This is a genomic window from Streptomyces sp. NPDC059008 (assembly GCF_042749045.1).
Taxonomy (GTDB): domain Bacteria; phylum Actinomycetota; class Actinomycetes; order Streptomycetales; family Streptomycetaceae; genus Streptomyces.
In genome coordinates this window covers 1-13,207 of record NZ_JBHYJC010000017.1, presented here as the reverse complement: position 1 = coordinate 13,207, position 13,207 = coordinate 1, and the positions used below count along the sequence as shown (strand labels likewise).

Annotated in this window: 10 protein-coding genes; 8 read left to right on the top strand and 2 right to left on the bottom strand. The window is 72.5% G+C overall.

What is annotated here, in order from left to right:
• The first annotated feature begins 8 nt into the window (after positions 1-8).
• From ACFWZH_RS20910 to ACFWZH_RS20890, 5 genes are all read left to right on the top strand, one after another.
• Complete coding sequence (locus tag ACFWZH_RS20910) at positions 9-1,367, top strand: phosphomannomutase/phosphoglucomutase (RefSeq protein WP_384433041.1); 1,359 nt, start codon at positions 9-11, stop codon at positions 1,365-1,367.
• A 154-nt stretch (positions 1,368-1,521) separates the two neighbouring features.
• Entirely contained in the window at positions 1,522-1,704 is a 183-nt protein-coding gene (locus ACFWZH_RS20905; RefSeq protein ID WP_384433038.1) for a Trm112 family protein, read from the top strand.
• Positions 1,705-1,781: 77 nt separating this feature from the next.
• Positions 1,782-2,918, top strand: a complete 1,137-nt coding sequence (locus ACFWZH_RS20900; RefSeq protein ID WP_384433036.1) for an SIS domain-containing protein — start codon at positions 1,782-1,784, stop codon at positions 2,916-2,918.
• 98 nt (positions 2,919-3,016) lie between these two features.
• Entirely contained in the window at positions 3,017-4,231 is a 1,215-nt protein-coding gene (manA, locus tag ACFWZH_RS20895) for a mannose-6-phosphate isomerase, class I (protein ID WP_384433033.1), read from the top strand.
• A gap of 169 nt (positions 4,232-4,400) precedes the next feature.
• Complete coding sequence (locus ACFWZH_RS20890; RefSeq protein WP_384433030.1) at positions 4,401-5,363, top strand: cation diffusion facilitator family transporter; 963 nt, start codon at positions 4,401-4,403, stop codon at positions 5,361-5,363.
• A gap of 271 nt (positions 5,364-5,634) precedes the next feature.
• Here the strand turns inward: ACFWZH_RS20890 and ACFWZH_RS20885 are convergent, their stop codons facing one another.
• Positions 5,635-7,773, bottom strand: a complete 2,139-nt coding sequence (locus tag ACFWZH_RS20885) for a fructose-specific PTS transporter subunit EIIC (RefSeq protein WP_384433432.1) — start codon at positions 7,771-7,773, stop codon at positions 5,635-5,637.
• 525 nt (positions 7,774-8,298) lie between these two features.
• Here ACFWZH_RS20885 and ahcY point away from each other — a divergent pair.
• Positions 8,299-9,756 (top strand): adenosylhomocysteinase, encoded by a 1,458-nt coding sequence (gene ahcY, locus ACFWZH_RS20880; RefSeq protein WP_384433028.1) that lies wholly within the window; start codon positions 8,299-8,301, stop codon positions 9,754-9,756.
• Between the two features lie 181 nt (positions 9,757-9,937).
• A complete protein-coding gene (locus ACFWZH_RS20875) occupies positions 9,938-10,552 on the top strand; it encodes a hypothetical protein (protein WP_384433025.1) in 615 nt (204 codons plus the stop codon).
• Positions 10,553-10,632: 80 nt separating this feature from the next.
• On the opposite strand, the gene ACFWZH_RS20870 is transcribed toward ACFWZH_RS20875, so the two are convergent.
• Entirely contained in the window at positions 10,633-11,715 is a 1,083-nt protein-coding gene (locus ACFWZH_RS20870) for an RDD family protein (RefSeq protein ID WP_384433022.1), read from the bottom strand.
• A gap of 115 nt (positions 11,716-11,830) precedes the next feature.
• On the opposite strand from ACFWZH_RS20870, the gene ACFWZH_RS20865 reads away from it, so the two are divergent.
• Positions 11,831-12,838 carry a stage II sporulation protein M gene (locus tag ACFWZH_RS20865; protein ID WP_384433019.1) on the top strand — a complete coding sequence of 336 codons (1,008 nt, stop codon included), beginning with the start codon at positions 11,831-11,833 and terminating at the stop codon, positions 12,836-12,838.
• The last annotated feature ends 369 nt before the right edge of the window (positions 12,839-13,207 follow it).

Below are 13,207 nucleotides of genomic sequence, written 5' to 3'. Positions count from 1 at the left end.
GGCTGGCTGTGACTGATCTGTCGCAGATCGTGAAGGCGTACGACGTGCGCGGTGTGGTCCCCGACCAGTGGGACGAATCGCTCGCGGAGCTGTTCGGCGCGGCCTTCGTCGAGGTCACCGGCGCGGACGCGATCGTGACCGGGCACGACATGCGGCCCTCCTCGCCCGGCCTGTCGGGCGCCTTCGCCCGCGGCGCGGCGGCCCGCGGCGCCGACGTCACCGAGATCGGCCTGTGCTCGACCGACGAGCTGTACTTCGCCAGCGGCTCCCTGGGGCTGCCCGGCGCGATGTTCACCGCCTCGCACAACCCGGCCCAGTACAACGGCATCAAGATGTGCCGGGCCGGCGCGGCCCCCGTCGGCCAGGACTCCGGCCTCGCCGAGATCCGCGCGCTGGTCGAACGCTGGTCCACCGAGGGCGCCCCCGAGCCGGCCGCCGCCACCGGCTCCGTCACCCGCCGCGACGTCCTCGGCGACTACGCGGCCCATCTGCGCACCCTCGTCGACCTGTCCGCCATCCGCCCGCTGAAGGTCGTGGTGGACGCGGGCAACGGCATGGGCGGCCACACCGTCCCCACCGTCTTCGAGGGACTGCCCCTCGAACTCGACGCCATGTACTTCGAGTTGGACGGCTCCTTCCCCAACCACGAAGCCAACCCGCTGGACCCCGCGAACATCGTCGACCTCCAGGCGCGGGTCCGCGAGCTCGGCGCCGACCTCGGCCTGGCCTTCGACGGCGACGCGGACCGCTGCTTCGTCGTCGACGAGAACGGCGACCCCGTCTCCCCGTCCGCGATCACCGCCCTGGTCGCCGCCCGCGAGCTGGCCAAGCACCCGGGCGGGACGATCATCCACAACTGCATCACCTCCTGGTCCGTACCGGAGGTCGTCAAGGAGAACGGCGGCACACCGGTCCGCACCCGCGTCGGGCACTCCTTCATCAAGGAGGAGATGGCCAAGACCGGCGCGATCTTCGGCGGCGAGCACTCCGCGCACTACTACTTCCGCGACTTCTGGAACGCCGACACCGGCATGCTCGCCGCCCTGCACGTCCTGGCGGCCCTCGGCGGCCAGGACGGCGGGCTCTCGCAGCTGGTCGCCCAGTACGACCGCTACGCGGCCTCCGGCGAGATCAACAGCACCGTCGACGACCAGGCCGGCCGCCTCGCCGCGATCAGGGCCGCCTACGAGGGCCGCCCCGGCGTCACCCTCGACGAGCTGGACGGCCTGACCGTCACCGCCGACGACTGGTGGTTCAACGTACGGCCCTCGAACACCGAACCGCTGCTCCGCCTGAACGTCGAGGCCCGCGACACCGCGACCGCCGAACGGGCCCGCGACGAGGCACTGGCGATCATCCGCGGCTGAGCCCGCGGAGCCCGGACACCAGGCCGGCTCCGGTGGTGCGGGCGGGCGGCCCACGCCCCCGCCCCCACCACCGCCGATCCCCGCCGGGCAGGCCGGCCCATGCCGTCCGGCGGTACGCTGGCCACGCCGCACCCACCCCGAAGGAGCACCCTCCATGCCGGTCGAAGCCAGCTTGATCGAGATCCTCGCCTGCCCGGCGTGCCACGCCCCGCTGGAGGACCGGACCGAGGCGGACCCCGCGGAGCTGATCTGCACCTCCGGGGACTGCGGCCTCGCCTACCCCGTCCGGGACGGCATCCCCGTACTCCTCGTCGACGAAGCCCGCCGCCCCGCCTGACCGGGCACGCCGGGCCCGCCCCGGCACCGCCCGGCTTACATCCCCGCCCGCACCGGCGATCGGAGGCCGCGCCCACCATGCTCGACGAGTCACTCCTCGACACCCCCGACGCACTGGCCGGCGCCGACCGGTTCGGTCTGCTGCGCGGCGTCGCCGAATCCGGCGCCCGGGTCCGCACCGCCGCCCGCGGCGCCGCCGAATCCGGCATCCCGGAACTGTCGCCCGACGGGCGGCCGCGCGCCGTCCTCGTCGCCGGCCCCGGCCCGGCCGCCGCCGGCGTCGCCGACCTCCTGCGCGCCCTCAGCGGCGGCAGCAGCCCGGTCAGCCTCATCCAGCCCACCGGCGTCGCCCCGCTGCCCGGAGCGCTGCGCTGGACGCTGCCCGGCTGGGCCGGCCCCCTGGACCTGCTGCTGCTCGCCGGGCCCGACGCCGCCGACCCCGGCCTCGCCGAACTGGTCGAACAGGCCTACCGGCGCGGCTGCTCCGTCGTCGCCGTCACCCCCGCCGGCGGCCCGCTCTACGACGCCGTCATCCAGGCCTGCGGCCTCGCCGTCCCGCTCGCCACCACCCCCTACGACGCCGAGTTCGACGTCGAGGGCGCACCCCCGGCCGCCCCCGGCACCCTCTGGTCGGTGCTGATCCCGCTGCTCGCGCTCGCCGACCGGATCGGCCTGCTCAGCGCCCCACCGGACGCCCTGGGCAAACTCGCCGACCGCCTCGACCAGATCGCCGAACGCTGCGGCCCGGCCATCCCGACCTACACCAACCCCGCCAAGGCGCTGGCCGCCGACCTCGCCGACGCGCTCCCGCTGATCTGGACCGAGGGCACCATCGCCGGCGCCGTCGGCCGGCACTTCGCCACCGAACTCGCCGGACTCGCCGGCCGCCCCGCCCTCGCCGCCGAACTCCCCGAGGCGCTCACCACCCACCGCACCCTGCTGGCCGGCGCGCTGGCCGCCGGCGCCGACCCCGACGACTTCTTCCGCGACCGGGTCGAGCAGCCCGCGGCGATGCACGCCAGGGTCGTACTGCTGCGCGAGGAAGAGCCCGGACCGCTCTCCGCCACCCGCGCCGCGCACTCCCTCGCCGAGGAGCGCGACACCGCCGTCAGCGAGCTGCAACCCGACACCGGCAGCGATCTGGAGAAGGCCGCGGAACTCCTCGCCATCGCAGATTTCGGTGCCGTTTACCTGGCGCTCGCCGGCACCGAGTGACCTTTGACGGCCGGCCGCGCAGCCACCGCGGCCGAACACCCCGTCCACCCCGTACGACCCATCCGGTCACGTACGACCCGTAAGGAAGCAACAACCCCATGGACCGCCTCGCCAACACCGTGCGCCCCTACGCCTGGGGCTCCACCACCGCCATACCGGAGCTCCTCGGCACCGCGCCGACCGGCGAACCCCAGGCCGAGCTGTGGATGGGCGCCCACCCCGGCGCCCCCTCCCGCATCGACCGCGGCGCGGGCCCCGTCTCGCTGGCCGAGGTGATCGACGCCGCCCCCGAGGCCGAACTGGGCCCCGACGCCGTCCGCGCCTTCGGCCCCCGGCTGCCCTTCCTGCTCAAGGTCCTCGCGGCCGGCGCGCCGCTCTCCCTCCAGGTCCACCCCGACCTGGCCCAGGCCGAGGAGGGCTTCGCCGACGAGGAGCGGCGCGGCGTCCCGATCGGCGCCGGCCACCGCAACTACAAGGACGCCAACCACAAGCCCGAGCTGATCTGCGCACTCACCCCCTTCGACGGCCTGTGCGGCTTCCGCCACCCCGCCCAGACCGCCGACCTCCTCGAAGCCCTGGACGTCGACGACCTCAAGCCCTATGTCGACATCCTGCGCGCCAGCCCGGAGGAGGACGCGCTGCGCGAGGTCCTCACCGCCGTCCTGAGCGCCGAGCACCACGCGATCGCCCGGACCGTCGAGCGCGCCGCCCTCGCCGCCGAACAGCGCGCCGCCAAGGGCGGCGAGCACGCCGACGCCTACGCCGCCTACGCCGGCCTCGCCCACCACTTCCCCGGCGACCCCGGCGTCCTCGCCGCCATGCTGCTCCACCACGTCCGGCTCCAGCCCGGCGAGGCGCTGTTCCTCGGCGCCGGCATCCCGCACGCCTACCTCAGCGGCCTGGGCGTCGAGCTGATGGCCAACTCCGACAACGTGCTGCGCTGCGGTCTGACCCCCAAGCACGTCGACGTACCCGAACTGCTGCGGGTGGTCCGCTTCGAGGCCGGCGACCCCGGCGTACTGCGCCCCGAGGCGGTCGACGGGGAGGAGATCTACGAGACCCCCGTCGACGAGTTCCGGCTCTCCCGCTTCGTCCTGGCCCCCGGCGCCGCACCGCGCCCGCTGCACTCCCGTACGCCGCAGATCCTGCTCTGCACGGCGGGCACGGTCCACCTGCACGGCGCCGCCGGGGACAGCGGGGGCACCGGGGCCGAGCTGGCCCTGGCACCCGGCGAGTCCGCGTTCGTACCGGCCGACGAGCGGCTCACCCTCTCCGGGGAGGGCACCCTCTTCCGCGCGACGGTCGTGGCCTAGGGGCGTAGCCGCGCAGAGGCCCGGGAAGGGAGCGGCGAGCAGCACGATCCGTCCGGCAGGTGGCCTCGTGGCGGCCGCCCGCCGTCGGGCTGCAACAATGACCGCCGCACGGTAATTAAAGGGGCGGTAAAGCGGCGAGCCCCGTCGACGGAAGGGACATGCGGCACCTATGAGCGCATCAGGCGGGACAAAGGCGATCGTTGCGGCGCTGGGCGCCAACCTGGCGATCGCCGCAGCGAAGTTCGTGGCCTTCGCCTTCAGCGGCTCGTCCTCGATGCTGGCCGAAGGCGTGCACTCCGTCGCGGACTCCGGCAACCAGGGCCTGCTGCTGCTCGGCGGCAAGAAGGCCAAGCGCGCGGCGACCGCCGAGCACCCCTTCGGCTACGGCCGCGAGCGCTACATCTACGGCTTCCTGGTCTCCATCGTCCTGTTCACCATCGGCGGCGTCTTCGCCCTCTACGAGGGCTACGAGAAGATCCACGACCCGCACGAGCTGGACAACTGGTTCTGGCCGGTCGGCGTCCTGGTCTTCGCGATCATCGCCGAGGGCTTCTCCTTCCGCACGGCCATCAAGGAGTCCAACGAGCTGCGCGGCAAGCAGACCTGGGCCCAGTTCGTCCGCCGCGCCAAGGCCCCCGAACTGCCGGTCGTTCTGCTGGAGGACTTCGGCGCACTGGTCGGCCTGGTCCTCGCGCTGGGCGGCGTCGGCCTCACCCTGGCCACCGGCAACGGCGTCTGGGACGGCATCGGCACCATGTGCATCGGCGCGCTGCTGGTGCTGATCGCCCTGATCCTGGCCGCCGAGACCAAGTCGCTGCTGCTCGGCGAGGCGGCCGGCCCCGAGCAGGTCGCCAAGATCCGCGAGGCCGTCGTCGACGGCGAGGTCGTCACCCGCGTCATCCACATGCGCACGCTCCACCTCGGCCCCGAGGAACTGCTGGTCGCCGCCAAGATCGCGGTACGCAACGACGACACCGCCGCCCAGGTCGCCCAGGCCATCGACGCCGCCGAGGCCCGCATCCGCGAGGCCGTCCCGATCGCCCGGGTCATCTACCTGGAACCGGACATCTACGACGAGACCGCGGCCACCGCAACCTCCGCCGCCCCGGCGAAGACCCCTGCCGACGACTGAGCACCACACCCCCGGCCCGACCACAGGCCACGCCGCAGGCCCCCGCACTCCCCAGGAGCGCGGGGGCCTGCGGCGTACGGTCTGCGTCGTGCCGGCCGGTGCTCGGCCGTGAGCCTTCGCCGCGTGGGGCTGCGCTTCGCCGCGGACGGCTCCACGCCCGTCGACCGCGTCTGCCGATCACGTGGCGAGCCCAGGAATACCGCCCCAGGCCCACCACGTTCTGGCCCGCAGGGGGCGCTCGCCTCCCCTACGGGATCCGTTCGCCCCCGCCCTAGTGGATCTCCCCCAGAACCCCCAGAATCGCCGCCTCGTCCTCCGCACCCTGCAACCGGGCCCGGAAGCCGCCGTCCATCAGCTTCCGCGACAGCAGCGCCAGGATGCGCAGATGCTCATCCCCGGCCGCCTCCTGAGGCACCGCGATCATGAAGACCAGCTTGGCGGGCGTCCCGTCCAGCGAACCCCAGTCGATACCGTCCGCCGACCGCGCGAAGCCGACGACCGGAGCGGTCACCGCGTCCGTCTTGGCGTGCGGGATGGCGATCTCCTCACCCAGCCCGGTGGTGCCCTGCGCCTCCCGCGCCAGCGCCACCCGGACCAGCTCGTCCACGTCCGCCACCCTGCCGGTGCCGGCCGCCAGCTCGGCCATCTCGCGGATCGCGGCTTCCTTCTCGCCGGCTACGAGCTGCCGCTTGACGGTCCGCTCGGTCAGATAGCCGGACAGGACCTCCGCGCCGGCCGCGCCGCCGTCGGCGTCGCCCCCGGTGCCCTCGCCCGCGCCCCCGGCGCCCTCGCCCGCGCCGCCCGTACCGTGGCCGCCCGCCCGCTCACCGGCCGGCACCGACGCCTCGCCCTTACGGGACTCCACCGCCACCGCCGTAGAAGACCCCGCACTCACGGCCGCACCGGACTCCGCTGCCACGCCGATACCGGCCCCGGTCCCCACCCCGGCCCCGACCCCCGCAACCACCGGCTGCACCACCGGAGCGGCAGCCACCGCGGCACCTGCCTGGGCCGCCCCGCCCTTCCTCCGCTCCGCGACATCGACCAGCGCCACCGTCGTCAGCGCGGTCACCACGGTCCCGATCACCACGGCGAGGAAGAACGTCGGCACCCCGCCGACCGCACCCAGCACCGCCACGATCGGCCCGCCGTGCGGCACCGCGTCCGTCACCCCGGCCATCCCCGCGACCGCGCCGGCCACCGCGCCACCGAGCATGTTCGCCGGAATGACCTGCGCGGGTCGCGCCGCGGCGAACGGGATCGCGCCCTCGGAGATCCCGAACATCCCCATGAACAGCGCCGCCATGCCCGTCTCCCGCTCCTGCTCGGAGTACAGGCGCCGGCGGATCAGCGTGGCCAGCCCCTGACCCAGAGGCATGACCGGGATCGCCGCGGCACACATGCCCATCACGGTCTGGTTGCCGGACGCGATCAGCCCCGCGCCGAACAGGAACGCGGTCTTGTTGACCGGACCGCCCATGTCGAACGCGATCATCAGCCCGAGGATCGCGCCGAGCAGGATCGCGCTCGACCCGGTCATCCCGCCCAGCCAGCCGGTGAGGTGCGTGAACACCCAGGAGACGGGCCTGCCGATGACGTAGACGAAGAACAGCCCGAGCGTCGTGGTCGCCACGATCGGGATCACGATGATCGGCATGATCGGCTGGACGAACCCGGGGACCTTGACCTTCTTGATCCACTGCACCAGATAGCCGGCCAGGAAGCCGGTGACGATCGCGCCGATGAACCCCGCGCCCGCCTTGGAGTCGTACAGCGCACCCGTATTGGCGATCCAGCCGCCGATCATGCCCGGCACCAGCGCTGGCCGGTCGCCGATCGCATAGGCGATATAGCCGGACAGGATCGGCACCATCAGCGTGAAGCCGATGACACCCACGTCGTTGACGTGCTTCCAGAACGAGCCGTCCGGGATCACCAGTCCGCCGTCGGCCTGCGGATGCCCGCCCAGCGCGAGCGAGATCGCGATCAGCAGACCGCCGACCACCACGAACGGGATCATGTAGCTGACCCCGTTCATCAGCGCCTTGTAGGCGACGCTGCGCTCCTTGCCGCCCCCCGGTGCCGCGGCCGTCCCGGACCCGCCGGCCCCCTCGCCCCCGTGGACCGGCGCGCTGCGCACCCGCTCGATCAGCCGCTCGGGGTGGTGAATGCCCTCGGCCACCCCGACCGCCAGCACCCTCTTGCCGACGAACCGGCTCCGGTCGACGTCCTTGTCCGCGGCGATGATGATCCCGTCGGCATCCCTGACATCGTTGTCAGACAGTACGTTCTCAGCCCCGATGGAACCCTGCGTCTCCACCTTGATCTCGTGGCCGAGCGACTCGGCGGCCCGGGTCAGCTTCTCCGCGGCCATATACGTGTGGGCGATGCCGGTCGGGCAGGCGGTCACTGCGAGCAGCTTCAGCCCCTGCCCGCCCCGCCCCGCACCCTGGGGCGCCTCGGCTGGACTGGTCGTCACGTGGGTCTCCTTACGCACATGCGCGCCGTCGTACAGGCGTTCCGGTGTTCGCGCGCTCCAGGCATCCTGCATGACGTCCCGGCCGGGGCAAACCCCCCTGACAACCCGGCCTGCGGCCACCCGGACCCGCCCGCCGCCGCCTCCCACTCCGGCCGCCACGCGCCCGTCCCGGCGCCCCTCCGTGGCCGGGACCGCACTGAATCGGCCCATCCGGGCTGGGGTTCACTGGGCCGATCGGTGTAGATTCGTGACCAGTGCCAGACGTCGCTGCTGATGGCGGTCGGTCGGCCCGCCCCGCGGACCGGCCGAGGGAGAGAGGGCCTCCGACGGACTGCGCTGCGGCCAGGGGAGAGGTGTGTCCGCTTCCGCGTACGCTCTTCCCCCAGCTCAAGCTGGGCCCCGGCCCGCGCCGCAGACTGCCAGCCCATCCACCTCGACGCTCGAGGAGCAGCCCGCATGACGACAGCAGCCACCGGCCAGGACTTCAAGGTCGCCGACCTTTCCCTCGCCGCCTTCGGCCGCAAGGAGATCACCCTCGCCGAGCACGAGATGCCCGGCCTGATGGCGATCCGCAAGGAGTACGCCGCCGCCCAGCCGCTGGCCGGCGCCCGCATCACCGGCTCCCTGCACATGACCGTGCAGACCGCCGTCCTGATCGAGACCCTGGCCGCCCTCGGCGCCGAGGTCCGCTGGGCGTCCTGCAACATCTTCTCCACCCAGGACCACGCCGCGGCCGCCATCGCGGTCGGCCCCGACGGCACGCCGGACAGCCCCAAGGGCATCCCGGTCTTCGCCTGGAAGGGCGAGACCCTCGACGAGTACTGGTGGTGCACGGAGCAGGCGCTGACCTGGCCGAACTCGCCCACCGGCGGCCCGAACATGATCCTCGACGACGGCGGCGACGCCACCCTCCTGGTCCACAAGGGCGTCGAGTACGAGAAGGCCGGCAAGGTCCCCGCCGTCGAGACCGCCGAGAGCGACGAGCACCGCGCCATCCTGGAGCTGCTCACCCGCACCCTCGCCGAGGCCCCGCAGAAGTGGACGAACCTGGCCTCCGAGATCCGCGGTGTCACCGAGGAGACCACCACCGGCGTGCACCGTCTCTACGAGATGCACCGCGACGGCGACCTCCTCTTCCCGGCGATCAACGTGAACGACGCCGTCACCAAGTCGAAGTTCGACAACAAGTACGGCTGCCGGCACTCCCTCATCGACGGCATCAACCGCGCCACCGACGTCCTCATCGGCGGCAAGACCGCCGTTGTCTGCGGCTACGGCGACGTCGGCAAGGGCTGCGCGGAGTCCCTGCGCGGCCAGGGCGCCCGCGTCATCGTCACCGAGATCGACCCGATCTGCGCCCTGCAGGCCGCGATGGACGGCTACCAGGTCACCACCCTGGACGACGTCCTCGAGACCGCCGACATCTTCATCACCACCACCGGCAACAAGGACATCATCCTTGCCTCCGACATGGCGCGGATGAAGCACCAGGCGATCGTCGGCAACATCGGCCACTTCGACAACGAGATCGACATGGCCGGCCTCGCCAAGCTCCCCGGCATCGTCAAGGACGAGGTCAAGCCCCAGGTCCACACCTGGACCCACCCGGACGGCAAGGTCCTGATCGTCCTGTCCGAGGGCCGTCTGCTGAACCTGGGCAACGCCACCGGACACCCGTCCTTCGTGATGTCCAACTCCTTCGCGGACCAGACGCTGGCCCAGATCGAGCTGTTCACCAAGCCGGAGGAGTACCCGACCGACGTCTACGTGCTCCCCAAGCACCTCGACGAGAAGGTCGCCCGTCTCCACCTCGACGCCCTGGGCGTCAAGCTGACCGAGCTCCGTCCGGAGCAGGCCGCCTACATCGGTGTCCAGGTCGAGGGCCCGTACAAGCCCGACCACTACCGCTACTGAGCCCGGGCGTGCTCACGGCTGATCAGCACCCCTGATCGCCCGGCGCACTCCCACAGCAATCGGTAACCCAGGCCCTCGCCACTCACGGCGGGGGCCTGGCCCGTAAGAACCCCGAATCCACCCGTTCCCTCACCTGCCGGCCACCCCCACCGCCGGCCGCCGCTCGAAGGACTGCACCCCCATGCCCCGCGGCCACTACTCCCTCCACGACCCGCACGATCACACCCCCCTCGGTGAAGAGCACTTCCACTGCGCCACCGGCCCCTCCGGCTGGCGCTACGTCTCGCAGATCATCAACCCCTCCGGCGACCACGTCGGCTCCGTCGACCTCACCCTCGACGACCTCGGCCGCCCCATCCGCCTGGAGCTCCACGCCTCCGCCTGGCAGGTCCGCGGCGCCGCCCTGGACGGCGTCACCTGGGTACGCACCGACCCGACCGGCGAACACGCCACCGAAGGCAACGTCCCCGCCCACGCCTTCACCGGCGCGTCCCCCGCGTTCCTCATCGCCACCGCCCGGCTGCTGCGCCCCACCCTCGGCGGCGGCGCCATCCGCACCCGCCTCGTCGCCTTCACACCCCCCGTCCTCGCCCCCCGCACCCTCGACCAGTCCTGGGCCCTGCTCGCCAGCACACCACACGCCACCGACAACGCCCCCCTCATCGCCGACGAATACCAGGTCAACGACCTCGAAACCGGCGAGCAGCACACCGTCCACATCACCGGCGACGTAGTCCTGTCGGCGCCCGGCATCGAACTCGAATCCCTCGAATCGCCGCCGTCGACGTTCACCTGACCGTCCCGGCCCCGCGCCGCACCACCGCCCGCAACCGGCAGCCGCCCGATGCCACGCCACGTCCGCCACGTCCGCCGACCTCACACCGGCGGAGCAAACCCCGTACGCGGCGGCCGCCCACCCGCGTCGCCCCTCCCCGCGCCACCGCCGCCCTCGCCGACCGGCGGTCCCGCAACCCCCGCGCCACCCGCGGCCGGCACCGTCCCCCCGGCTCCGACTGCCCCGGCGCCACCTCCACCGGGCAACGCCCAAGCCCCACCCGCCACCGACGCCGTGCCCCCGCTCGCGGCCACCACAGGTGCGGACGCCCCCGTCTCCTCGGCAACCCCCGCCGACGCACCGGTCATCGACGGCGCGCCGGTCCAGGCCCCCGCACCCCCGTTCCCGGGAGCGGCCACGCCGGCGCCCGCCGCCACCCCGAACGTCCGCCGCGCCTCCCGCGCCTGCCGCTCCGCGATCACCGCTCCCAGATACACCGCCGGGTGCATCCCCGCCGGTCCCGGCACCCCGGTGAACCCCCGCAGGTCCTCCGCCAGCCGCCCCGCCATCGCCGCACCGACCTGCGGATCCAGCTGCCCCATCCGCGTCAGGTACTGCCGCACGGTCAGCCACCACCCATCGGGCACCCGCGACAGATCCAGCGCCCCGAGCTCCGCCGCCAGCCAGGGCGGCGGAGGCGGCAGCGCACTCCCCACCTGCGCCGCGGGCATCCGCTCCCGGATCACCAACGTCCCGGCGAACACATCCCCCATCCGACGCCCCCGCGCCGAGACCAACGAGGCGATGGCCGCCACCACCCCCAGCGTCAGCACGATCTCGATGGCCCCCAGGGCGCCCCGCACCAGCGCATGCCGGAACCGGATCGGCCCGCCGTCCGCCCGCACCACCCGCAGTCCGCACATGACCTTCCCCAGCGAACGGCCATGGCTCAGCGTCTCGACCGCGATCGGTATCCCGACCTGCACCAGCACGAACGTCGCCACCGACACCGCCGCCATCGCCGCGCTGTCCATCGACGACGTCGCGCTCACCAGCAGCATCGACACCGCGATGTAGATGCTCCAGGCCATCGCCACATCCACCGCCACCGCCAGCCCTCGGCTCGGCAGCCTGGCCGGCCGCAGCCCCAGCACCACCGCTTCACCCGTTACGAGCTCACTCACGCCCTGCCCCACTTCCTTCTCGATCCCCGAAATTCCGCCCACCCCGCAGCCGGACACGGCCAGTCTGCCAAGCTGACCCGGCACCCACCCACGCCGCTGCGAGGAGCGACCCCCTATGGACCTCGATGTCTTCATCACGGCACACCGAGCCGAATGGGACCGCCTCGAAGCACTCCTGCACCGCAAACGCCGCCTCACAGGCGCCGAGGCCGACGAACTGGTGGTCCTCTACCAGCGCACCACCACCCACCTCTCCCTCCTCCTGTCCAGCGCCCCCGACCCCGCGCTGACCAGCCGCCTCACCTCGCTCGTGGCCCGCGCCCGCAGCACGGTCACCGGCGCCCGCAAGGCCTCCTGGCGCGATGCCGCCCGCTTCTTCACCACCGTCTTCCCCGCCGCGGTCTACCGCCTGCGGCACTGGTGGATCCCTACCGCGATCCTCTCCACCGTCGTCGCCGCCCTCATCGGCTGGTGGATAGCCGCCCACCCCGAGGTCCAGGCGGCCATCGGCGCCCCGGAGGAACTCCGCGCCATGACCCGCCCCGGTGGCCAGTACGAGACGTACTACTCCAGCCACCCCGCCGCATCCTTCGCCGCCCAGGTATGGACGAACAACGCCCAGGCCGTAGCCCTGTGCCTGGTCCTCGGCGCCTTCCTCGGCCTCCCCGTCCTGTGGATCCTTCTCCAGAACATGCTCAACCTGGGCGTCGGCATCGGTCTGATGTCCTCGGCCGGCCGCCTCGACACCTTCCTCGGCCTGATCCTTCCGCACGGCCTCCTCGAACTGACCGCCGTCTTCATCGCCGCCGGCATCGGCCTCCGCCTGGGCTGGACCGTCATCGACCCCGGCCCGCGCACCCGTCGTACGGCCCTGGCGGAGGAGGGCCGCGCCGCCCTCGGCGTCGCCATAGGCCTCGCCGCGGTCCTCTTCATATCCGGCGCCCTCGAAGGCTTCATCACCCCTTCCGGCCTGCCCACCTGGGCCCGCATCGGCATCGGCGCCGCCGTTGAGCTGGCATTCCTCCTGTACGTCTACGTGCTGGGCGGCCGCGCCGTACGAGCCGGGGTGACCGGCGACGTCGACGCCACCGACCGCGACGCCACCCTCCCGACCGCCGCCTGATGTGCGTCGAGCCCCGCTGACCTGCTAATCTCCTCTCCGCCCCAGAAACCCGTTGACACGGGTAGCAGGGGGAGGTAGATTCGAACGGTTGCAACGAACTGGACAAGTTCATCCGCGACGGTTAGTCTCTTCTCCGCTTCGGCCGGAATTTCAATTCGGCGAGGCGCAACCGACCACTTACCGGAAGCCCCGGTCGATTTAATTCGACCACAGCACTTCTGATAAAGTCGGAATAAGCCAAAAGGCAACCCCCTCCGACGGGGAATCGGAAATGAATTCGGACCGGCAACGGAACGAAACGGATCTGATAGAGTCGGAAAAGCCGGAAAGCGAAAGCCGAACGGCCGACCCCGCTCCAACAGGGGGCCA

Excerpts from the sequence above, each read along its gene's own strand:
- ACFWZH_RS20905 (WP_384433038.1), top strand. The coding sequence starts at position 1,522 with ATGCCGGTCGAAGCCAGCTTGATCGAGATCCTCGCCTGCCCGGCGTGC.
- ACFWZH_RS20900 (WP_384433036.1), top strand. The coding sequence starts at position 1,782 with ATGCTCGACGAGTCACTCCTCGACACCCCCGACGCACTGGCCGGCGCC.
- manA (WP_384433033.1), top strand. The coding sequence starts at position 3,017 with ATGGACCGCCTCGCCAACACCGTGCGCCCCTACGCCTGGGGCTCCACC.
- ACFWZH_RS20890 (WP_384433030.1), top strand. The coding sequence starts at position 4,401 with ATGAGCGCATCAGGCGGGACAAAGGCGATCGTTGCGGCGCTGGGCGCC.
- ahcY (WP_384433028.1), top strand. The coding sequence starts at position 8,299 with ATGACGACAGCAGCCACCGGCCAGGACTTCAAGGTCGCCGACCTTTCC.
- ACFWZH_RS20875 (WP_384433025.1), top strand. The coding sequence starts at position 9,938 with ATGCCCCGCGGCCACTACTCCCTCCACGACCCGCACGATCACACCCCC.
- ACFWZH_RS20865 (WP_384433019.1), top strand. The coding sequence starts at position 11,831 with ATGGACCTCGATGTCTTCATCACGGCACACCGAGCCGAATGGGACCGC.